This is a genomic window from Dechloromonas denitrificans (genome assembly GCF_020510685.1).
GTDB lineage: Bacteria > Pseudomonadota > Gammaproteobacteria > Burkholderiales > Rhodocyclaceae > Azonexus > Azonexus denitrificans_A.
In genome coordinates, this window is record NZ_CP075185.1 from 186,434 (window position 1) to 207,699 (window position 21,266).

The window sequence follows — 21,266 nt, forward strand, 5'->3', positions numbered from 1 at the left end:
TGGTGCCTTGTTGCACCAGATTACGGCGTGAATTACAGTGTAAATCAATGTGATAATTTTGTAAGTTACTGAATTTATATAATAAATATTTCTGGCACTTTGCTTGCTATCCCGTTCTTGCGTTCCGTCACACCCGGTATGGAACAGTCAAGTTGATCAGGAGGCTTTATGGACGTAAGCAAAGGGCAGGCGCAACCGGTCGTGACGGTTGATAGCTACACCAGAGGTATTGTTGGGCCGAGCAACAGCATGTTGGGGCCGGTCAAGAACGGCGGGCGGATCATTGCCGGTACGCCGCCAGGTTGTTGGGGACCGATGATCACGCCCAAGTTTCAGGGCGGCCATGAGGTCAGTCAGCCGGTTGCCGTCGAGGGGGCCGATATCGGCGATGCGGTCGCCCTGAAGATCCGGCAGGTCGACGTGACTTCCCTGGCTACCTCTTCCGGCGTGATGAGCTTTGTAGACGGCCGCTATCTCGGCGATCCGTTTGTCGCCAAGCTCTGCCCGTCATGCGGCACCGTCAGTCCGGCCAGCCATATCGAAGGCATCGGCGACGACGCGGTTCATTGCGATGTCTGCGGCGCCGAGGTCAATGCCTTCCGCTTCAGCAACGGCTATGTCATTGTCCTCGACAAGGACAACGGCGTTTCGCTGACCGTCGGCAAGGACGTCGCCGAACGGCTGGCGGCGAATGCCCGGGAGATGTCGGCCTTGCCCGGCGCGTCCGAGCAGCACTCCATCCTCAGCCTGGCGCGGGCCGACATTGCCGGCCTGGCCGCCCACATGCAACCGTTTCTCGGCAACATCGGCACGACGCCGTCGCGCGATCTGCCGGATTCGCACAATGCCGGCGATTTCGGCGGTTTTCTGGTCGGCGCCCCGCACCAGTACGCGATGACCCAGGAAGAGCTGGACCGCCACAAGACCGATGGCCACATGGACACCAATTCGGTGCGGGCCGGCGCCATCCTGATCTGTCCGGTGAAGGTGCCCGGCGCCGGCGTGTACATGGGCGACATGCACGCCCAACAGGGCAATGGCGAGGTGGCCGGGCACGCCACCGACGTCTCCGGCATCGTCGAGCTCGACGTCGAAGTGATCAAGAACCTCGCCCTGGATGGCCCGATCCTGCTGCAACGCCTGGACGACCTGCCGCCCATGGCCCGGCCGATGAACAAGACGCAAAAGGCGGCCGTGCAGCGGCTGGCGGCGCGTTACGGCCAGCGCGAAATCGAGGACAACGGCCCGATCACTTTCATCGGCTCCGGCAAGACGCTGAACGATGCAACCGACAACGGCCTGGAGCGGGCTGCCAAGGTCACCGGCCTGCCGGTCGCCGAAATCCTCAACCGGGCAACGATCACCGGTTCGATCGAAATCAGCCGCCTGCCCGGCGTCGTCCGCGTCACCTTTCTTTGTCCGATGCCGATCCTGGAGCGCCTGGGCATCGCCCACCTGGTCCGCGAACAGTACCAATTGAACGATTGAAATCCGGCCGGGCGGCAACGTCCGGCGAACCACCACCACCTTTTTTCAAGGAAGCAAAATGAATGCACCAGCAGAACTGAAGTGGGCCGCCAAGTATCCCGAACTCGGCACCGGTCCGATTCCCGTCGAACCCTGCGTTTCCCCGGAGTTTTTCGAGGAAGAGCGGCAAAAGGTATTTTTGAACAGCTGGCTGAAAGTCGGCCGCGTCGAGGAAATCGCTAATCCTGGTGATTACAAGGTCAAGAAGCTGTCCTTCGCCAAGACCTCGGTCATCTTGATCCGCGGCAAGGACGGTCAGATCCGCGGCTTTCACAACGTCTGCTCGCACCGCGGCAACAAGGTGATCGTCGAGCAGGGCGAGGAAACCTTCGGCCGCAACAAGGCCGCCGTCGTCACCTGCCGCTTCCATGGCTGGGTCTATGGCGCCAAGGGCGAGATCGTCCAGCTGCCCGAGCAGGACAAGTTCCACGCCTGTTTCGAGAAGGAAAAGAACGCGCTGACCCCGGTCCATACCGACGTCTGGGAAGGCTTCATTTTCGTCAATCTCAACCCGGCCGAGTCGGTCGTTCCGCTCAAGGACTTCCTCGGCGGCTATGGCGAACACATGGCCGGTTTCCCGTATGGCGAACTGCCGTACTGCTTCAGCTACTACACCTATCTCGACTGCAACTGGAAGGTGGCGCATGACGCATTCGCCGAGGCCTACCACGTGGCGACCATCCACGCCGGCTCTTTCCCGAACGTGTTTTCTTCCGGTTTGTCGGACGTCCAGTTGTTCGGCCCGCATCGCAGCACGGCCATCTGTCTGAGCCTGAATGCCGAGCCGACGCCGGTCGCCAAGCTGGCCAACTCGCTGGTCACCGGCTCGCTGGTCGCCAAGCGCGGCGCCTCGATGTTGCCGCCGTCGGTCAATCCTTCCCGTCGCGAAGATTTCTCCTTCGAGCTGTCGGTGACCTTCCCCAACCTGTTGCTGCACATCTCCGAAGGCATCTGGTTTACCCACCAGTTCTGGCCCATCGCCCACAACAAGACCTTGTGGGAAGGCAAGTACTACGTGGCCGCGCCGAAGACCAACAGCGAACGCTGGGCCCTCGAACACGCCCAGTGCCTGCAGCGCAATGCCTGGCTGGAAGACACGGCGACCATGGAAGACACCCAGTGCGCGCTGGAGTCCGGCGCCAAGCAGTTCATGCACCTGCAGGACGACGAAGTCCTGATCCGCCATGGCTACACCGCGCTTCACGACTACATGGAACAGAACTGAAAGGAATGATCATGTTGACCCTCCCGAAAAAATTTGAAGCCCTCGACCCCTTCGTCAGCCAATGGGCCCTGGCAACGCAGAATCAACGCCAGCAGAAGCGCATTTCCTCGTCGCGCGGTGAATTGCAGGCCTTTTACGACGCCATGCTGCCGAATATCGAAGGCATCCTGAAGCTGGCCGACGAGTACCCGCTGGGCAAGATTCCGTCGCCGGCCTACGAGCTGTACTGCATGGCGCTGTCGCTCGCCGAGATCGCCCCGCACGTCGAGCTGTACGGCGGCGACCCCAAGGTGCCGCACAGTTTCGACGAAGCCCGTTTCGTCGCCGAACACGGCGAAGTCGCCGCCTGATCCGGAGGCCGGGGAAGAGATGCCAGCGACATTGGAGCAACGGATCAAGCGCCTCGAGGATATCGAGGCCATCCGTCTATTGGTTGGCCGTTATGCCCACGGCGCGGATCGCAACAACGATCCGCAGATCATGGGTGCGCTACTGGCCGACGATGCGGTCTGGGAAGCGCCCGGTTTCGGGCGTTACGAGGGCCGGGATGAAATCACCCGCCAACTGGCGCGCATCGGCCGCGAGGAAATCCTCTGGTCGCTGCACTACATGGTTTCTCCGGTCATCGAGGTGGCACCGTCCGGGCAGAGCGCCCGTTGTCACTGGTATCTCTGGGAACTGGCCAAGATGCCCGGGGGCGATGGCGCGCAGAGTCACTGGATCGGCGGCTGCTACCACAGCGAATTGATCGAGACGGCCGCCGGCTGGCGCTTTTCCCACGTGCTGCTCAACCTGAAGCTGAACAGCCGGTATTCCGAAGGCTGGCAAAGCCAGCCATCAACGACACAGAAAACCCCAACAGAGAACTGAAAGGAAAGGCAATGCGCAAATTTGCAATCATCGGTGGCGGGCAGGCCGGCTTGCATATCGGTTTCGCTTTACTCAAGGCGGGCCATGCCGTGACGCTGTACAGCGACCGGACTCCGGCCGAAATCCTGGGCAGCCGGATTCCCAGCACGGCCTTCCTGTTCAACAGCACGCTGGACATGGAGCGGGAACTCGGTCTGAATTTCTGGGAAGACCTGGTTCCCTACGGCGAAGGGATGCACGTCGATTTCCGCGATCCGAGCGGGGCCATCGGCCTCACCGTCCAGGGCCGGCTGGAAGACCGGAAAGGCCAGGCCCTCGACCAGCGCACCAAGTTTTCGCGCTGGCTGGAAGAGTTTCCGAAACGCGGCGGCAAGCTGGTCATCAAGGCCGTTTCGGTCGAGGAACTGGACCAGATTTCGGCGGAAAACGACCTGACCATCGTCACCGCCGGCAAGGGCAACATCAATGCGCTGTTCGAGCGTGACGACCAACGCAGCGTGCACACCAAGCCGCCGCGCCACCTCGCCGCGCTGCTGCTGACCGGCCCCAAGTTGATGGGCGACCGTCCCTGGTTGCGCGTCCCGTTCCGGCCGCTGCGCTTCAACTTCGTCGCCGGCGTCGGCGAGTTCTTCTCGCTGCCGTTCTATACCCACACCGTCGGCGAGTGCCGGAGCGTGCTCTTCGAAGCCATTCCCGGCGGCCCCATCGACCGCTTCCAGAACGCCCAGAGCGGCGAGGAACTGCTGGAAATCGCCAAGGGCGTGATCCGCGAATTTTCACCCGACGATGCGCATCATTTCGAGGATGTCCAACTGACCGATCCGAATGCCTGGCTGAAAGGCGCCTTCACGCCGACCATCCGCAAGCCGGTCGGCCGCCTGCCCTCGGGCCGCTTCGTCATGGGCGTCGGCGACACGGTCGTTCTCAACGACCCGATTACCGGCCAGGGCTCGAACAACGCCGCCCGCATGTCGAAATTCGTCATCGAGAAAATCCTCGCCATGGGTGACGGCAGCTTCACCCCGGGCTGGGTCAACGACGTCGTCGATACTTTCTGGCACGAATCCGGCCAGTACACCTCGGCCTTCACCAACGCCCTGCTCAATCCGCCGCCGCCGTCGGTGATGGAAGTGCTGGTCGCCGCCTCGCAGACGCCGGCCATCGCCGACAAGTTCATGCAGAACTTCGACAAGCCCAGCGACTACTGGCCGTGGCTGGTCGATCTCGATCTCGCACGCAAATTCATCGTCGACAACGGAGGCCATCTTGCTGCCTGAGCTCAAATCCGGCGTGGCGCTCGACCCCAAGGATTTCCGCCGGGCCCTGGGCTGCTTCGCGACCGGCGTCACCGTGGTCACTACCGTTGCCGAGGATGGGCGGCTGGTCGGCCTGACCGCCAACTCCTTCTCGTCGGTGTCGATCGATCCGCCGCTGGTGCTGTGGAGCCTGGCCAAGAGTTCGCCGAGTCTGGCGACCTTCGAAAAGTCCGGCTATTTCGGCATCAGCGTGCTGGCCGAGGAGCAACTCGATCTGTGCAACCGCTTCGCTTCGCCGGGCGGCAACAAGTTTGCCGGCGTCGATTACCGCATGTCGGAACACGGCGTGCCGCTGATCGAGGGCGCTCTGGCGCATTTTGAATGCGCCCGCTCGGCGATCTATCCGGGCGGTGACCACCTCATCCTGGTCGGCAAGGTGCTCGCCTACGCCTGGGGCCTCGGGCCGGTGCCGCTGCTCTTCTGTCAGGGACAGTTGAGCGGCGTGCCGAGCCCGGCCGCTTTGCAAAAAACCGCTTGAGGAGATGCTCATGAACGGACTGGAAAACAAGGTGGCGATCGTCACCGGCGGCGCCACGCTGATCGGCGCCGCAGTGGTCAAGGCCTTTCTCGCCGCCGGGGCGCGGGTGGTCATTGCCGACATCGATACGATCGGCGGTAGCGCCCTGGCCGGCGAACTCGGGGCCGGCGTTCGCTTCGTGCGAACCGATCTGGCCTCGGATGCCGACATTGCCGCTTGCGTCGAGGTGGCAGTGGCCGACTACGGCCGCATCGACTGCCTGGTCAATGTCGCCGCCGCCTACGTCGATAGCGGCATGGCGTCGTCCCGGGCCGACTGGCATCAGGCCTTCGACGTCAATGTGTTCGGCGGCGTGATGTTGCTCAAGGCGGCCTATCCGCATTTGCTGAAGAGCGGCGGCGGTGCCGTGGTCAATTTCGGCTCGACCAGCGCTACCTCGGCTCAGGCCGGGCGTTGGCTTTACCCGGCGAGCAAGGCGGCGCTGCTGCAACTGACCCGCAGCCAGGCGCTCGATCTGGCCAAGGATCGCATTCGGGTCAATGCCGTTTCGCCCGGCTGGACCTGGTCGGGAATCATGAACACGCTCTCCGGCGGCGACAAGGACAAGACCAATCGGGTGGCCGGCAAGTATCACATGCTCGGCCGGATCGGCGAGCCGGAGGAGGTTGCCGCCGCGGTTCTGTTCCTCTGCTCGAGCCATGCCTCGTTCATTACCGGCGTCAATTTGCCGGTCGATGGCGGCTATTCGGCACTCGGCCCGGAGCAGTGCCTGTCGCCGATCAACGATTTGTTGAATTAACCCCCCTTTGTTGAACCAACCCCAACAGGACAAACAATGAAAACCAGAAAACTAGTGACGCTGCTGGCCGCCGTGGCGGCCTCCCATGGCGTATGGGCGACCAATGGCACGATGCCGCACGGTTACGGCATCAAGGCGCAGGGCATGGGCGGCGTCGGCATTGCCTTGCCGCAGGATGCCGTGGCCGCCGCCAACAACCCGGCCGGCATGGTCAGCCTGGGCGAACGCCTGGATATCGGCCTGGCCGCGGTCCTGCCGAATATTCATGCGGACATCCGCGGCACCGATTTCGACGGCGGCGGGGTCAAGGCGATTCCCATTCCCGAACTCGGCTACAACCACATGCTGGACGCTCGCCATTCGGTCGGCGTTTCGGTCTACGGCAACGGGGTGACGACCAAGTACGACGCCAACATCAGCGGCGGGCCGAACAGCGACAAGGACGGCTCCAACCTGATGCAGATCATCATTTCGCCGTCCTTTGCGATGAAGCTGGATGACGTTAACAGCATCGGCGTGGCGCTCAACATCGCCTATCAGGACTTCAAGATCACCGGCGTGCCGGATGGCCTGGGCAAGGAAGATCAAGGCCACGATAGCTCCTGGGGCTACGGCCTGAAGCTCGGCTGGCTGGGCCAGCTGACCGACCGCCTGAGCCTCGGCGTGCAATACACCAGCAAGACCAAGATGGGCAAGCTGGACAAGTACCGCAATCTGCTGGCCGGCCAGGGTGAATTCGATATTCCCGAGAACTACGGCGTCGGCGTCGCCTTCAAGGTCACGCCGGCCCTGACCGTGGCCGCCGATTATCTGCGGATCAACTGGGGCGATATCAAGTCCCTGGGCAACCACCTGACCTCGGTCGGTGCCTTCGGTGCCGACAACGGCCCGGGATTCGGCTGGAAGAACCAGAACGTCGCCCGCATCGGCCTCAGCTATGCGGCAACCGCCAGCACCACGTTGCGCGCCGGCTATAGCCATGGTTCGCAGATCGTTCCGACGCGCGACACGACCTTGAACTATCTGGCCCCGGTGACCCCGCAGGATCATCTGACGCTCGGCGGCACCTGGGCGGTCAGTCCGGCCGCCGAACTGTCCGCGGTTTACGGCTATGCCATCCGCGAGAAAGTCAGCGGCAGCGGAGCCTCCACCGGGACCGATGTCGCGATGGGTCAGCACTGGATCGGCATTGCCTACGGCATGAAATTTTAATCGGCGAGCGGCGGGGCGTCGGCTGGAATGCCCCGCTGCAAGCAAATCACTGCGGGAAAAACATGCACTTCATCTGTAAAAAACAAGCGGTGCCGGAAGGCGGCGCCCTGCGTATCGAACTGGCCGCTCGTCCGCCACTCGCCGTCTTTTCTCTGGATGGACGCTTTGTCGTAACCGACGATACCTGCACGCATGGCGATGCCTCGCTCTGCGACGGCGAGATCGAGGACGGCATCGTCGAATGCCCCTTTCATCAAGGTGCCTTCGACATTGCCACGGGCAAGCCGGTGGCCGCCCCGTGCGCCATTCCGCTCAAGGTCTATCGCAGCGAAACGCGGGGCGACGAAGTTTTTGCCGATCTTCCGACTACTTGAGGTGGGCCATGGCTGAAATCACCATTGACGGCGAGCCGTCGAGTTTCTCTTGTGCGGCGGGCGATACGCTCCTCCAGGGCGGCTTGCGCGCCGGCCTCGGCATGCCCTATGAATGCAGCGTCGGGGCCTGCGGCAGCTGCAAGTTCGAGTTGCTGTCCGGCGCGGTCGAAACGCTCTGGAACGAGGCGCCGGGATTATCGCCGCGCGACATCAAGAAGGGCCGGCGACTGGCCTGCCAGTCGAAGGCGCTCGGCGACTGCCTGATCAAGACGCATCTGGCGGACTCGTCCAAACCGTTCTTCATCCCGACCAAGCGCACCGTCCGTTTGCAGCAGGTGGCAAACGTCACCCACGACATGCGTCAATTCTCGTTTGCCGGTGCGGGCGCCGCCGAATTCCTGCCCGGCCAGTATGCCTTGCTCTCGCTACCCGGCGTGCCGGGCGTCCGGGCCTATTCGCTGTCGAACATCGCCAATCCGGACGGCACCTGGGAATTCATCGTGCGCCGCGTCCCCGGCGGGCGCGGTACGACCTGCCTGTTCGAGCAGATCGATTTGGGCGACGAAATCGTGCTGGACGGTCCCTATGGCCTGGCCCATGTCCGCCCCGAAATTCCGCGCGATGTCGTTTGCCTGGCCGGTGGCTCAGGCCTGGCGCCGATGCTGTCGATCGCCCGGGGACTGAGTGCCGCGACAGCGTGGACGGGCAAGGTCCATTTCTTCTATGGCGCCCGTACCGCCGCCGACTGTTGCAGCGAGCCCCTGCTGCAAACGCTGCCGGCCTTCGGTTCGCACCTTTTCAGTCACACCATCGTTTCCGATCCCGACGGCAAACTGCCGTGGGATGGTCCCGTCGGCTACGTGCACGACCTGGCTTTGCGCACCCTGGACAAGGAACCGGCATCCTACGAGTTCTACATGGCCGGGCCGCCAGCGATGATTCAGGCCGTGATCGATACCTTGTGCGTCGCACACGCGGTACCGCCCCAACAAATCCATTTCGACCGATTTTTTTAGGGATCGATGAATTGGACTTTCGCTATAGCCCGACTTGTCGAGAGCCAAGATAGTCGATCGCTGTAATTCCAACGGATCTGGCCGCAGATATAGCGTTCGACCAATATCATAGGGCGCATGGCAAGACTTTGCTAGAGCGGGTAGCTGACGACTCCCGAGTTTCCTTCATCACGACATTCCCTGCACCGAAATCCTGTTGAGGTTGATGATGACGGGGAGTGGCGCCACTATCTAATTGGCAAATCCAACGCCGAAGGGGATGTGCGCTCTGACACCTCACGGATGGCTTGAACGGTTCGTGCGGTCTAGAGCGGGTCTGCCAAAATTCGCTGACATCCCATACAGGATCAAGATCACCGGGAGATCGAAACTAGCGATCGCGATTGATCCTGAGGGCCGCCCTGCCTGTGTGTAGTCAGCAACCAGCGGGGGGCTCAGGAAGTCCGGTGCCTCTTGATTCCCTACAATCTCGTACGTCTGGTAATAATGAGAAATCCCTATTTTCATAAAATTACTAACTAAACGTAGTGATGCACGTTTGATAGCTATATGTTAGTGCAAATGGCCAGACCGTGTAATCTTAATGTCATTAATTGCAACTATTATTGACTCGTAGACAAAATATAAATATGCATTAGCAATTATTTTATTTCTTCAATATGCTTGTAACACCAATTAATCGAACGCTTTGTCGTCTCTTGACGTGACAACAAAAAATAAACCCATCTGACATATGACTTCAATTCGCAGTTTTTCATGCCTTGTATCGTTTGTGGTTGGTATGTTGCTTTCGGTGGTATCGGTGCTGTCTTATGCGGCATCTGTTGTTGTATGGGATTTTCCTTATCTTGGTTCTCAGTCGTTACACAATTTCGTTACAGCGCAAGCAGCCTGTGATGCGCTAGGTTCCAGCCCTTGGGGGCCGGGTCCATTTTTTTTTGTGCAAACTGCTAATGGCGTATCGAGTCCACCTAGCGGCGCTGGAGATTGCCGCAAGTCTGGGCAAGTTTTAAGTGGGCAAGTCGTTGCTTCAGGAACCTACAACTGCGGTTCAAGTTTTTTGGTTTTAGCGGAAAACAAAGTGGCTGGTTGCACAGCAGTATGTGCAGCAGGAATGGAAGCAGTTTCAGGCGTGTGTCAGCCTGTTTGCATTTTTCCGAAAGTTCGTGAAGCTGGAACAGGGGCTTGCATTACGTCGTGTCCTTCCGGGCAGACCGTAGACGAAATGGGAATATGCCAGTGCCCGACCGGGCAGATAAAGGATGATGCCGATGCCAATCGGTGCGTAGATCCTGGGTCTGGTAAGGATAACGGTCCGACCTGTCAGCCATCCACCTTCAACCCGATAACCCTTGGAACAGGCAACAAATGGTTAAGTGAAGTAGATATAGCGGGTAGTGGTTCGTTGAAATTCGGTCGCACTTACAACAGTAACGCCGCCACTGTTGGCTCGGTCTTCGGTGCTCGCTGGCGATCGGCTTATGGTCAGCGCCTCAGTTTTGAAACCTCGACTGGCACCGTTCGGGCATACCGTCCCGACGGCAAGCTCTACAGCTTCCACTTGTCCGGAAATGTCTATCTTTCGGATGCGGACATCAACAACCGCCTTAGACGCGAGACCGACCCCAATGGGGGCCTGTCCGGCTACCGTCTTGATACCGCCGATCTACACATGGAGCGTTACGACCTTGCTGGTCGTCTGATCAGCCTTGCCGATGTCAGCGGCAAGACTCAGGTTATGGCCTACGATCTCCAGAGCCGGTTATCCAGCATCACGGATGGTTTTGGACGCATACTTACCTTCACCTACGATAGCCAGAACCGCGTTGCCACCCTAACCAATGCCCTCGGTGGCATCATCCGCTATACCTACGACGCGGCCAATAACTTGTCGACGGTGACCTACCCCGACGGCAACAGCAAAACCTACCACTACGAAGACAGCCGTTTCCCAAATGCCCTGACCGGCATCACCGACGAGAACGGCATCCGCTACATCACCTACACGTACGACAGCACGGGGCGGGCTATCGGCGAAATACTGGCCGGGAATGTCGAACCCTACGGGCTCAACTTTGGCGCCAACAGCACGGTGGTCACCGATCCGCTCGGTACGCAACGCACCTACAATTTCCAGACCATTCTCGGCGTAGCGAAGAACACTGGCGTTTCCCAACCCGGCGGCAGCGGCTGCGGCCCGGCGTCCAGTGCCATCACCTACGACGCCAACGGCAACGTGGCGACCCGCACCGACTTCAACGGCAACACCACCACCTACACCTACGACCTGACCCGCAACCTCGAAACGCAACGGGTCGAAGCTGCCGGCAAGCCGGAACAGCGCACGATCACAACACAGTGGCACCCGTACTGGCGATTGCCGGTCAAGATCGTCGCCCCCCTGAAAATCACCACCTACGTCTACAACGGCGATGGTGGCGTCTACTGTGCCCCGTCCACGGCAACCATCCCTGGCATTAACGGTGGCGCCCAACCGATTGGCGTCCTCTGCGCCAGGACCGAACAGGCAGGCGGTGACGAGAGCGGCAGCCTGGGGCTTGCCGCCACCGCACTGCCCGGTTCCTTGCCTCGCACTTGGGCCTGGACCTACAACGCAACCGGTCAGGTACTCAGCGAAAATGGCCCGCGCACCGACGTGGCGGATGTCGCCACCACCACGTATTACCCCGCCAACGACCCGGATCTCGGCAAGCGCGGCAATATCGCCACGGTCACCAACGCCCTCGGCCATGTCACGCAATACACCGCCTATGACCTCAGCGGCCGCCCTCTCACTGTTGTCGACCCCAATGGCATTGTCACCACCTTCACCTATACCCCACGCGGCTGGCTGCAAAGCCGCAGCGTCGCCGGTCAGACCACCACCTACGACTATGACGGCGTCGGCCAGCTCATCCAGATAAGCCTGCCCGACGATAGCCGCACCGATTACATCTACGACAGCGCCCACCGTCTCGAAGCGATCACCGACTCGGCCGGCAACCGCCTTGCCTATCAGCGCGATGCCCAAGGCAACATCACCCGTGTCGACTGGCTAAACTCCGACGGCTCGACAGCCAAGAGCCAAGGCTACGCCTACGACGCCCTTGGTCGTCGGCAGGCCCTCGTCGATCCGCGTGAAGGTCAGGACGCCACCACGGTCTACGGCTACGATGCCAATGGCCGGTCTACCACCATCATGGATCCCAAGCAGCAGACCACCGCCATCGGCCGGGACGCCCTCGGTCGTGTCACCGGCACCACCGACCCGCTGGCCGGCCTCGCCCAGTTCAGTTATTACGGCGGCCAGGAGCAGCTCAAACAGGTCATCGCCGCCAACGGTAGCGGTACGGTTTTTGAAACCAACTATCTTGGCGATATCGTGGCTGAGAACTCGACCAATCGAGGCCTGCGCCTCACCCCGCGCGACGCCGCCGGCAATATCAAGAGCCTGACCGAATCGCGTGGCGTCACCGCCACCTTCACCTGGGACGCGCTCAACCGGCTGCGCTCGGCCAGCTACACGCCGACTGGCGAAACCATCGCCTACACCTGGGATAGCTGCCCGCAGGGCATCGGCCGCCAGTGCGGCGTGATCGACCCGGCCGGCACCAGCAGCTACGCCTTCGATGCACACGGCAACCGGCTCAGCGAAACCCGCACCATCGCCAGCCTGCCGTTCACCACCACCTACACCTACGACGCAGCCAACCGCCTGGCCAGCCTGGTCGCCCCCTCGGGCACGACACTGACCTACGCCCGCGACGCCGCCGGGCGCATCGAACGCCTCACGGCCAACCTCGCCGGCAACGAACTACCGCTGCTGGCCGTCACCCTCGACGCCCTCGGACAAGCCACCAGCCAGGTCTTCGCCGACGGTCGCAGCGAGACCCGTCGCTACGGCCCGGACGGCCGGCTCGCCGAAATCGCCGGAACGACGCCGCGGACCCTGGACTACGACCTCAACGGCAACCTCGTCGGCGCCACCAGCCCGGCCGGCCCCACCGCCTACGCCTACGACCCCCTCGACCGCGTCGTCGGCGAAGCCGGTCCCGCCCAAACCCAGACCCTGACCTACGACGCCAACGGCAACCGGATCAGCGACGCCAGCGGCCCGCACAGTTACCTGGCCCAGTCAGACCGCCTGACCAGCATCGCCGGCCAGACCATCAGTGCCAATACCGCCGGCTACCTCACCCAGGCCCAGGGTCTCGGCTTCATCTGGGACGGCCCCGGCGCCCTCAAGGAAATCCGCCAGGGCAGCCCCGGCGGCGCGCTGATCGCCACCTACGACTACGACGCCCTCGGCCGGCGGCTCAAGAAAACCACCACCGCCATCGCCGCGCAAGGCGCCGGCACGACGCTCTACCTCTACGACCAGGACGACCGCCTGCTGAGCGAAACGGACGGGCAGGGCAACCCGCGGCGCACCTACGTCTGGCGCGACGACATCCCGGTCGCGGTGATCGAGCACGGCCCATCGGCCAGCGTCCTCCTTCTCGAAACCGACCACCTCGGCACCCCGCGCGCCGCCCGCAACGCCGCCGGCAGCATCGTCTGGCAATGGGAAAGCGACGCCTTCGGGGCGACGCCCGCCAACGAAGACCCGGATGGCGACGGGACTGCCACGACGATCAACCTGCGATTCCCGGGGCAGTACTACGACCGGGAATCGGGGCTGCATTACAACTGGCATCGGTACTATGATCCGCGGGTCGGGCGGTATATTTCGGCGGACCCGATTGGGTTGGCGGGTGGGTTGAACACCTATAGCTATGTCGGCGGGAATCCGCTGAGCTTTGTTGACCCCCTGGGATTGGCGGGGGCTTTGCCGAGCGCTCCTGCGGGGCATCCAGGATATGTGCCTTCAGGGCCTGGTCAAGGCACTGTCGGAGCATGGAACGACTTCGTGCAAAACTACAACGATATGCGAAACGCCAACACTATTGGCGGAGATAAGTATTTCCACTGCAAGGCGAATTGCGAGGCATCTAAACGCGGCAAGGAAGGAGAAAAAATGGCTTGTTTGATTTCCGATACCCGCGAGTGGGTCGATCAGAACGTTAAAGGAGACCCTGCAAGTGCTTCAGCGGCTGACCAGATTGCAAATCATCACGGCCGAAGCCAAGGGGCAAGCTCTGGACAATCCTGCCAAGAGATTTGCTCGCCATTCAGGCCGAATGGACTTCCTGGTAGGTATTAGGCGCATATGAAGAAAAGTACATTGACGTTCTGGAAGGTCGCGATTCTATTGGCCATCATTGCGGTGGGGGCTTTGTGGGTTCGACATGAGCTTCGAATTGATAGCTGCCTTGATAGAGGTGGGCGATGGAACAGCACTACCTCTTTTTGTGAAGGCGCAACAGACCAGTGAAGGCCCAGAAGCGATAAAGGGTCAGAGTGAATTAGTGCCATCTTTCCCTCTAGCGATCGCCGACTCGGGAGGCAACCGCCTGGCCAGCCTGGTCGCTCCCTCGGGCACGACATTGACCTACGCCCGCGACGCCGCCGGGCGCATCGAACGTATTGCGGCCAACCTCGCCGGCAACGAACTGCCGCTGCTGACCGTCACCGTCGACGCCCTCGGCCAAGCCACCAGCCAGGTCTTCGCCGACGGTCGCAGCGAGACCCGCCGCTATGGCCCGGACGGCCGGCTCGCCGAAATCGCCGGAACGACACCGCGGACCCTGGACTACGACCTCAACGGCAACCTCGTCAGCGCCGCCGGCCCGGCCGGCCCCACCACCTACGCCTACGACCCCCTCGACCGCGTCGTCGGCGAAGCCGGTCCCGCCCAAACCCAGACCCTCACCTACGACGCCAACGGCAACCGGATCAGCGACGCCAGCGGCCCGCACAGTTACCTGGCCCAGTCCGACCGCCTGACCAGCATCGCCGGCCAGACCATCAGCGCCAATACTTCCGGCTACCTCACCCAGGCCCAGGGTCTCGGCTTCATCTGGGACGGCCCCGGCGCCCTCAAGGAAATCCGCTAGGGCAGCCCCGGCGGCGCGCTGATCGCCACCTACGACTACGACGCCTTCGGCCGGCGGCTCAAGAAAACCACCACCGCCCTCGCCGCGCAAGGCGCCGGTACGACGCTCTACCTCTACGACCAGGACGACCGCCTGCTGAGCGAAACGGACGGGCAGGGCAACCCGCGGCGCACCTACGTCTGGCGCGACGACATCCCGGTCGCGGTGATCGAGCACGGCCCATCGGCCAGCGTCCTCCTTCTCGAAACCGACCACCTCGGCACCCCGCGCGCCGCCCGCAACGCCGCCGGCACCCTCGTCTGGCAATGGGAGAGCGACGCCTTCGGGGCCACGCCCGCCAACGAAGACCCGGATGGCGACGGGACTGCCACGACGATCAACCTGCGATTCCCGGGGCAGTACTACGACAAGGAATCGGGGCTGCATTACAACTGGCATCGGTACTATGATCCGCGGGTCGGGCGGTATATTTCGGCGGACCCGATTGGGTTGGATGGTGGGTTGAATTTGTTTGGGTATGTAAACGGGAACCCACTATCAATAATTGACCCTGAAGGTCTCGCAGGTGCAATCCCCAAGAGCTTTGGTAAAGGCAAACCGTTACCACCACCTGAAAAACTGCCCAATGACACGAATGAGAGTGTTAAGAACAATCAGCAAACGGCACAGGATCAACTCGATGCATGGAAATGTGCCTTCGGCCTTGTAGCATGCGATGCGCTTAAAGAGATACAAAAGGCGCTGCGATGCGAATTGTCAATTTGCACTACGTGCGATGGCAAAATCTTTTACTCTGGGCCTAAAGCAACGCAAACAAATGCGTTCGATCCTGCTACTACGACTTGCAAGTGTATTCAGTTTGGTCTCGATCCAAATTACCAAGGCGGACCACCGCCTGGCCTAACAGCCCCAGGCAGATAAGCTGGTTAAGCGAAAGTTGATTATGAAAAAAAGTGTTGTATATAGTTTCGTAGCGTTAGTTGTTTGCATTGGCGCGTTCTTTGCTGGCCGTCAGATAGGAGCGTCGGGAACGGAGAGACAACACCTGTTGCGAGACTCTTATTTGGCTGTTATTAACGCAAGTGCCGCGTACTCATATCAGGCAGATATTGCCCAAGCAATAGCGGGGGGGAAAAATGCACAAGCTCTATGCCTAATTAACGTTCAAGCCAGCGCTCAGGTAAACACGGTACGTGCATGCCTGGAAACCCTTAGCTGTGCCCAGATGGTTGAGCCAGAGATTATGAAAATTGCTCCAGAATTACTGGGGCATGGTGAATTGAGAATCAGATACTACAAAGAAGGGGAGCTTTGTACCCCCTAAATCAGGTTTAGCATTTTTGGGTATGTGGGGGGGAATCCGCTGAGCTATACCGATCCACTTGGACTTCAAGTTGGTGGCGCTGTTGGTGGAAGCGCGGGAGGTTTCGGTGGGCTTGGTGGCTTCGGTGGCCGGGGGGCGGGGACGAAGTGGCGGAAGTTCGTCTACCGATTCAGGATCGGGCGGAATGTTGGAGAGAAGCATTCCGGGCGGCGGCAGTGGAGCCGGATCGGGCTCAGGGTCGGGGGCTGGGAACGGCTCCGGGAGTTGTCCTCATTAGCTAGGAACTGCCATGGACGAAAACTCGCTTCAGGTCGGAGCAATCTATTTTGGGGTGGGCTACGAAGACGACGAAAGTCTCTCGCGTCCTATTCTTAGTACTTTTGAATATTTGGGAGAGGAGGAGAGGCGCCCATCAACCCATATTTTCAAGTACCTCGGTACAGGAGATCTTCTTGAGTTAAAGGATTCCCAGCTTGACTATGTACTAGATTTTGAGGGGCTAAAGGAGGTCCTTGGTGATTGGTATCAGCGGATTCAAGTAAATCGTAGTGAATAGTGACGGTCTAGAGTCCGGACCAGTGACGCCAGCGGTCCGCACAGTTACCTAGCCAAGTCCGAGCGCCTGACCAGTATCGCCGGCCAGACCGTCAGTGCCAACGCCGCCGGCACCCTCGGTAGGTAATGCCGATTACGGGCGAGTCGTCAGGACTCGGGCGGCGTGATCGTAAAGGCCGATAAAGACGCCCATGGCCCGGGTCGCCACCTGGAGTTGCTCTTCGATGTTGGCGATGTCGCTGGCCGGTTTGGCGACCAGATTGCGCCGCGTATTGACGTAGTCGTCGATGACCGACTTGCCGCTGGCCGTCGTCCGGTAGGTCGTGCCGCGACTGGATCGGTCGTCGGCCTTTTCGATGAATTTCGCTTTGAGCAGTTTGCGAATGCTGTACTGGATATTGGCCAGGTCGTCGCGATTCAGGAAACGGGCAATGTCCGAGACGCTTTTGGGGCGACCCAGCGTGTGAATGATGTGAAGTATCGTGTTGTCCTGGCTGCTGAACGTCAGATCGTGGGCGGCTGTTGCCAGGCCCTGCCAGTTGAACCTGGCAAACGCCTCGTTCAGGCACATCAGGGTATGTTCGAAGTTGGCCATGGTTTTTTCCAGGCTGTCCTGACCCAAATGCCAGTTTTCCAAATCCTGCGGGGCTAGATCTTTCATCGTCTGATACCTGTGTCGTGAAGTGGGTTTGAGCCAAGCGCCTGGGCCGGGATGCTCAAACGATAGCGGTTGAACGTCGGGCCGCCCGCGGCTATCTGCAGGGCGTAATTCTGCGCGTCGAGCGGGGCACGGACAAGGCCGGATTTACTCAAGGCAAGTAATCGGCGGTAAACCCGGCATCGACGATGGCTTGAACAATGTCGTCCGGGCTGATGAAGCGGCCGTGTTCGATGCTGGCTTCGCCGCTGCTCAGGTTTATGTCGAGATGGCCGATGTTCGGCAGGTCCTGGATGGCGTTGGCCAAGGTGCGCACGCTGGCTTTGTCGGTCAGGCCGCCGATCTTCAAATGCAGGGTGTCCATGGTCTTTCCTCGGCTTAGCTTGGTGAGGCGGACGGGCCGACGATTTGCGCCAGGCGCATCCACAGGATGCCCAGCCATTCATGCAGGGCGTAGTAGGAAGTCTGCAGCGCATTGGCCTGCGGCAGCCAGTCGAACGGCGCGAAGGATTCCCGCTTGCCGCTCTTGAAATCGGTTGGGGCGGGAATGACCTCGAGTCCGGCCGCCGTAAACAGGCTTTTTGCCCGCGGCATGTGGAAAGCCTGGGTGACCAGCACGATGCGGTGTATCCCGGCGCTGCGCAGAATGCGGGCGGACATCGCTGCATTGTCGGCGGTGTCGCGCGATTCCGTCTCCCGCCAGCGCACCGGCACGCCAAACTCGCGTTCGATGATCCCGGCCATCGCCTCGGCTTCCGAGCTGTCGGCATTGGTCGGCCGGCCGCCGCTGATCAGCAGCGGCAAACCGAGCTGGCGGGCCAGCCGGGCGCCATAGCGCAGGCGAATCAGGCTGCGCTCGTTGGCCGTGTCGCCGCCGTATTCGGCCGCTTCCATCTTGATTCCGCCGCCCAGCACGACGATGGCCTGGGCGCCGGCGGCATTGCTCAATACCGGTGCGGCCCGCTGCTCCAGGGTCGCGATCAGCGCAGTTGCCACCGGCGGCAGGCTTTGGGCAAGGAGCAGCCCGCCGCCTGCCAGGGCCAGGCCAAGCGCCCAGCGTCGCCGGCGGAACAGGGCAGCGAGGCAGAGCAGCAGCAAGCCGTTGGCCGGCGGCAGCAACAGCGTGCCGAGCAGGGTCTTGAAGATGAAGGCGAAGGACATGCCGGCGAGTGTCGTCGGCTGGCTCGCCAGCGTCAACGCCCGGCGGCCGGGCCAGACATCTAGGCGCGGTTGTTTTTCTTCAGTTCGACCAGCGGAATGACGTCCGGCAGGTGAATGCGCGGGCGGTCGGCTTCGATTGCCGTCAGCGGTTCGCATTCGACCATGGTTGCCAGGCAGCGCCGCGTCAGGTCCTGGTAGGTGTGGGTGCCTTCGGTCTTCCAGGCGATTTCTTCGTCGGACAGTTGGCGGATGACCTTGGCCGGCATGCCGGCGGCCAGGCTGCGCGCCGGGATTTCGACGCCGGCCTTGACGAAGGCGCAGGCCGCGACGATGGCCGATTCGCCGATTACCGCGTTGTCCATGATCACCGCGTTCATGCCGATCAGCGCGTTTTTCCCGACCCGGCAGCCGTGCAGCACGGCGCCGTGGCCGATGTGGCCATCTTCCTCGACAACGGTGTCGGTGCCGGGAAAGCCGTGCATCACGCAGGTGTCCTGCAGATTGGCCCCGCGCTCCAGGATCAGCCGGCCGAAATCGCCGCGCAGGCTGGCGCACGGGCCGACGTAACAGCCCGGGCCGACGATCACGTCGCCGATCAGGACGGCGCTCGGGTGTACAAAGGCGGTGGGATCGACGACCGGTACAATCCCGTCGATGGCGTAGACGCGCAAGGGCTTCATGCAAATGCTCCAGACAAACAGAGCGCAGATTCTATAAAATAAAAGTCGTTTCGACATGTGGAATTTTCAGGGGGCGTGATGAGCGAAGAATCCGAGAGCAGGCTGGGCGAGGGGAAACACGGCGTCCAGTCACTGGAAATAGGGATGGGCATCCTGCGCGCCATGGTCAATGGCCAGCGTTCGATGATGCTCAAGGACATTGCCGCGGCGGCCGAGATGCCGCCCTCCAAGGCGCACCGCTATCTGGTCAGCCTGATCCGGGCCGGCCTGGTCGAGCAGGACCCGATGACCTCGCGCTACGACCTCGGTCCCTTTGCGCTCAATATCGGTCTGGTCGCCATCGACCGCCTCGATCGCATCCGTCTCGGCCTGACGGCCATTGCCGGCTTGCGCGACGAGATCAACGAAACGACGGCGCTGGCGGTGTGGGGCGAGAGCGGGCCGATCATCGTGCGCTGGGAGCGGCCGCGCCGGCCGATTACCGTCAATGTGGTGACCGGCACGGCGCTCGATCCGCTGACCTCGGCCAGCGGCCGGGTGTTTTCGGCCTGGTTGCCGAAGGAAACGATGAACCGGCTGATCGACCGCCGCCTGAAAGGCGGCGACCTGCCGCCCGAGTTGCAGACGCGGGCCGAAGTCGATGCCTTGCTGGCCAAGGTCCGGGCCGACGGTTATGCCGGGGTTTCCGGTTATCACCTGGTGCCCGGCGTCGAGGCGCTGGCCGCGCCGGTATTCAATTTCAAGGGTGAAATCACGTTGGCGATGCTGGTCGTTGGCGTCCAGGGCATGTTCGACATGGACCCGAACGGCAAGGTCGTCGGGGCGATGAAAAAGACCGCCGCCGAGTTGTCCCTGCGCCTCGGTTATTCGCCAGCCGAGTGAGCCCGAGCCGGCTGATCAGGCCGTGCGACCCGCCCAAATCGACCCGCCGCCCGGCGGGTTTTTCATTGGCGGATTACATGTGAATTGGGTGAAAAACAGTAATAAATCAGTTGCTTGAAATTGATACGGAATTTTTAAAGTTGGCGCAACTTTGTATCATTTCTGCTTGACAGGATTAATTCCATATTTCAGAATCGATTCCACAGAAAAGAAGCAACACATCCATATTTGCTTCGACTGATAACAACAGGAGACGACATGAAAGACCGACGGTATGTCCGCGGCCGGGCGGCGCCCAGCAATCGGGGGAGCCTCTGATGCTGGCCCAGTTCCTGCAATTTCTCTTTTCCGGCCTGACCGTCGGGGCGACCTATGCGCTGGCGGCACTCGGCTTCACGCTGATCTACAACGCCAGCAACGTGATCAACTTCGCCCAGGGCGAATTCATCATGCTCGGCGGCATGCTCGCCGTCTTCTTCACCCAGGCCGGCCTGCCGCTGCCGGTGGCGCTGGTCCTGGCTATCCTGATTCCGGCCATCGTCGGCATCCTGGTCGAGAAACTGGCGATCGAGCCGGTCAAGGGCGCCGAGACGGTGACGCTGATCATTATCACCATCGGCGCCTCGCTGGTCATCCGCGGCCTGATCCAGGTCTGGCTCGGCAAGGGCACGCATAGCCTGCCGGCCTTCTCGGGCGATGCGCCGATCGAGATCCTCGGCGCCACGCTGTTGCCGCAGAGCTTGTGGGTGCTCGGCGTCACCGCGCTGGTCGTCGTCGCGCTGTGGTACTTCTTCAACCGCACGCTGCAGGGCAAGGCCATGCTCGCCACCTCGTTCAACCGCGTCGCCGCCGAGCTGGTCGGCATCAACACCAGCTGGGTGCTGTTCATGAGTTTCGCCATGTCGGCCGCTCTCGGCGCCCTCGGCGGCATCCTGCTGACGCCGATCACGCTGACTTCCTACGACGTCGGCATCATGCTCGGCCTGAAGGGCTTCGTCGCCGCCGTCGTCGGCGGTCTCGGCAACGGCCTTGGCGCGGTGATCGGCGGCCTGCTGGTCGGCGTGCTCGAAGCGATGGGCGCCGGCTACATCTCGTCGAGCTACAAGGACGCGATTCCCTTCGTGCTCATCCTGCTCATCCTGTTCTTCATGCCGCGCGGTCTGTTCGGCAGCAAATCGACGGATCGGGTGTAA

The 21,266-nt window shown here is 61.4% G+C and carries 21 protein-coding genes; 17 read left to right on the top strand and 4 right to left on the bottom strand.

What is annotated here, in order from left to right:
- Positions 1-168: 168 nt before the first annotated feature.
- The 15 genes from KI611_RS00940 to KI611_RS01015 all read left to right on the top strand — a co-directional run bounded on the left by KI611_RS00940 (position 169) and on the right by KI611_RS01015 (position 16,693).
- Positions 169-1,488 carry an acetamidase/formamidase family protein gene (locus KI611_RS00940; RefSeq protein WP_226417976.1) on the top strand — a complete coding sequence of 440 codons (1,320 nt, stop codon included), beginning with the start codon at positions 169-171 and terminating at the stop codon, positions 1,486-1,488.
- 58 nt (positions 1,489-1,546) lie between these two features.
- A complete protein-coding gene (locus KI611_RS00945; RefSeq protein WP_226417977.1) occupies positions 1,547-2,752 on the top strand; it encodes an aromatic ring-hydroxylating oxygenase subunit alpha in 1,206 nt (401 codons plus the stop codon).
- An 11-nt stretch (positions 2,753-2,763) separates the two neighbouring features.
- Entirely contained in the window at positions 2,764-3,102 is a 339-nt protein-coding gene (locus KI611_RS00950) for a hypothetical protein (RefSeq protein WP_226417978.1), read from the top strand.
- Between the two features lie 19 nt (positions 3,103-3,121).
- Positions 3,122-3,622: a nuclear transport factor 2 family protein gene (locus KI611_RS00955; protein WP_226417979.1), complete on the top strand. Its 501-nt coding sequence runs from the start codon at positions 3,122-3,124 to the stop codon at positions 3,620-3,622.
- A gap of 11 nt (positions 3,623-3,633) precedes the next feature.
- On the top strand, positions 3,634-4,899 hold the full coding sequence (locus KI611_RS00960) for a styrene monooxygenase/indole monooxygenase family protein (protein WP_226417980.1): 1,266 nt from the start codon (positions 3,634-3,636) through the stop codon (positions 4,897-4,899).
- Entirely contained in the window at positions 4,889-5,416 is a 528-nt protein-coding gene (locus tag KI611_RS00965; RefSeq protein WP_226417981.1) for a flavin reductase family protein, read from the top strand. Before KI611_RS00960 ends, KI611_RS00965 begins: the two co-directional genes overlap by 11 nt.
- A gap of 10 nt (positions 5,417-5,426) precedes the next feature.
- Entirely contained in the window at positions 5,427-6,215 is a 789-nt protein-coding gene (locus KI611_RS00970) for an SDR family oxidoreductase (RefSeq protein WP_226417982.1), read from the top strand.
- Positions 6,216-6,251: 36 nt separating this feature from the next.
- Positions 6,252-7,427, top strand: coding sequence for an OmpP1/FadL family transporter (locus tag KI611_RS00975; RefSeq protein ID WP_226417983.1), 1,176 nt, complete (start codon positions 6,252-6,254; stop codon positions 7,425-7,427).
- A gap of 62 nt (positions 7,428-7,489) precedes the next feature.
- The gene (locus KI611_RS00980) at positions 7,490-7,801 is read left to right on the top strand and encodes a non-heme iron oxygenase ferredoxin subunit (RefSeq protein WP_226417984.1); all 312 of its coding nucleotides are present in this window, start codon (positions 7,490-7,492) and stop codon (positions 7,799-7,801) included.
- Positions 7,802-7,809: 8 nt separating this feature from the next.
- Complete coding sequence (locus KI611_RS00985) at positions 7,810-8,817, top strand: 2Fe-2S iron-sulfur cluster-binding protein (RefSeq protein WP_226417985.1); 1,008 nt, start codon at positions 7,810-7,812, stop codon at positions 8,815-8,817.
- A gap of 1,225 nt (positions 8,818-10,042) precedes the next feature.
- Positions 10,043-14,020, top strand: a complete 3,978-nt coding sequence (locus tag KI611_RS00990; RefSeq protein ID WP_319002320.1) for an RHS repeat-associated core domain-containing protein — start codon at positions 10,043-10,045, stop codon at positions 14,018-14,020.
- A gap of 205 nt (positions 14,021-14,225) precedes the next feature.
- Entirely contained in the window at positions 14,226-14,813 is a 588-nt protein-coding gene (locus KI611_RS00995) for a hypothetical protein (protein WP_226417986.1), read from the top strand.
- Positions 14,814-15,017: 204 nt separating this feature from the next.
- Positions 15,018-15,734, top strand: coding sequence for an RHS repeat domain-containing protein (locus tag KI611_RS01000; RefSeq protein WP_226417987.1), 717 nt, complete (start codon positions 15,018-15,020; stop codon positions 15,732-15,734).
- 22 nt (positions 15,735-15,756) lie between these two features.
- Positions 15,757-16,137, top strand: coding sequence for a hypothetical protein (locus tag KI611_RS01005; protein WP_226417988.1), 381 nt, complete (start codon positions 15,757-15,759; stop codon positions 16,135-16,137).
- A 289-nt stretch (positions 16,138-16,426) separates the two neighbouring features.
- Entirely contained in the window at positions 16,427-16,693 is a 267-nt protein-coding gene (locus KI611_RS01015; protein ID WP_226417989.1) for a hypothetical protein, read from the top strand.
- 132 nt (positions 16,694-16,825) lie between these two features.
- Here KI611_RS01015 and KI611_RS01020 read toward each other — a convergent pair whose 3' ends face one another.
- The 4 genes from KI611_RS01020 to paaY form a co-directional block, all read right to left on the bottom strand.
- On the bottom strand, positions 16,826-17,353 hold the full coding sequence (locus KI611_RS01020; RefSeq protein WP_226417990.1) for a winged helix DNA-binding protein: 528 nt from the start codon (positions 17,351-17,353) through the stop codon (positions 16,826-16,828).
- A 148-nt stretch (positions 17,354-17,501) separates the two neighbouring features.
- Positions 17,502-17,714, bottom strand: coding sequence for a heavy-metal-associated domain-containing protein (locus tag KI611_RS01025; RefSeq protein ID WP_226417991.1), 213 nt, complete (start codon positions 17,712-17,714; stop codon positions 17,502-17,504).
- Positions 17,715-17,728: 14 nt separating this feature from the next.
- Entirely contained in the window at positions 17,729-18,547 is an 819-nt protein-coding gene (locus KI611_RS01030; protein WP_226417992.1) for a YdcF family protein, read from the bottom strand.
- Between the two features lie 23 nt (positions 18,548-18,570).
- Positions 18,571-19,191, bottom strand: coding sequence for a phenylacetic acid degradation protein PaaY (gene paaY, locus KI611_RS01035; RefSeq protein WP_226417993.1), 621 nt, complete (start codon positions 19,189-19,191; stop codon positions 18,571-18,573).
- Positions 19,192-19,269: 78 nt separating this feature from the next.
- Here paaY and KI611_RS01040 point away from each other — a divergent pair, with 78 nt between their 5' ends.
- Positions 19,270-20,073 carry an IclR family transcriptional regulator gene (locus KI611_RS01040; RefSeq protein ID WP_226417994.1) on the top strand — a complete coding sequence of 268 codons (804 nt, stop codon included), beginning with the start codon at positions 19,270-19,272 and terminating at the stop codon, positions 20,071-20,073.
- A gap of 317 nt (positions 20,074-20,390) precedes the next feature.
- Entirely contained in the window at positions 20,391-21,266 is an 876-nt protein-coding gene (locus tag KI611_RS01045) for a branched-chain amino acid ABC transporter permease (protein WP_226417995.1), read from the top strand.

What these genes read in the sequence shown, in the direction of transcription:
- KI611_RS00940 (WP_226417976.1), top strand. Translation starts at nt 169, where the DNA reads ATGGACGTAAGCAAAGGGCAGGCGCAACCGGTCGTGACGGTTGATAGC.
- KI611_RS00945 (WP_226417977.1), top strand. Translation starts at nt 1,547, where the DNA reads ATGAATGCACCAGCAGAACTGAAGTGGGCCGCCAAGTATCCCGAACTC.
- KI611_RS00950 (WP_226417978.1), top strand. Translation starts at nt 2,764, where the DNA reads ATGTTGACCCTCCCGAAAAAATTTGAAGCCCTCGACCCCTTCGTCAGC.
- KI611_RS00955 (WP_226417979.1), top strand. Translation starts at nt 3,122, where the DNA reads ATGCCAGCGACATTGGAGCAACGGATCAAGCGCCTCGAGGATATCGAG.
- KI611_RS00960 (WP_226417980.1), top strand. Translation starts at nt 3,634, where the DNA reads ATGCGCAAATTTGCAATCATCGGTGGCGGGCAGGCCGGCTTGCATATC.
- KI611_RS00970 (WP_226417982.1), top strand. Translation starts at nt 5,427, where the DNA reads ATGAACGGACTGGAAAACAAGGTGGCGATCGTCACCGGCGGCGCCACG.
- KI611_RS00975 (WP_226417983.1), top strand. Translation starts at nt 6,252, where the DNA reads ATGAAAACCAGAAAACTAGTGACGCTGCTGGCCGCCGTGGCGGCCTCC.
- KI611_RS00980 (WP_226417984.1), top strand. Translation starts at nt 7,490, where the DNA reads ATGCACTTCATCTGTAAAAAACAAGCGGTGCCGGAAGGCGGCGCCCTG.
- KI611_RS00985 (WP_226417985.1), top strand. Translation starts at nt 7,810, where the DNA reads ATGGCTGAAATCACCATTGACGGCGAGCCGTCGAGTTTCTCTTGTGCG.
- KI611_RS00990 (WP_319002320.1), top strand. Translation starts at nt 10,043, where the DNA reads ATGGGAATATGCCAGTGCCCGACCGGGCAGATAAAGGATGATGCCGAT.
- KI611_RS01005 (WP_226417988.1), top strand. Translation starts at nt 15,757, where the DNA reads ATGAAAAAAAGTGTTGTATATAGTTTCGTAGCGTTAGTTGTTTGCATT.
- KI611_RS01015 (WP_226417989.1), top strand. Translation starts at nt 16,427, where the DNA reads ATGGACGAAAACTCGCTTCAGGTCGGAGCAATCTATTTTGGGGTGGGC.
- KI611_RS01020 (WP_226417990.1), bottom strand. Translation starts at nt 17,353, where the DNA reads ATGAAAGATCTAGCCCCGCAGGATTTGGAAAACTGGCATTTGGGTCAG.
- KI611_RS01025 (WP_226417991.1), bottom strand. Translation starts at nt 17,714, where the DNA reads ATGGACACCCTGCATTTGAAGATCGGCGGCCTGACCGACAAAGCCAGC.
- paaY (WP_226417993.1), bottom strand. Translation starts at nt 19,191, where the DNA reads ATGAAGCCCTTGCGCGTCTACGCCATCGACGGGATTGTACCGGTCGTC.
- KI611_RS01040 (WP_226417994.1), top strand. Translation starts at nt 19,270, where the DNA reads ATGAGCGAAGAATCCGAGAGCAGGCTGGGCGAGGGGAAACACGGCGTC.
- KI611_RS01045 (WP_226417995.1), top strand. Translation starts at nt 20,391, where the DNA reads ATGCTGGCCCAGTTCCTGCAATTTCTCTTTTCCGGCCTGACCGTCGGG.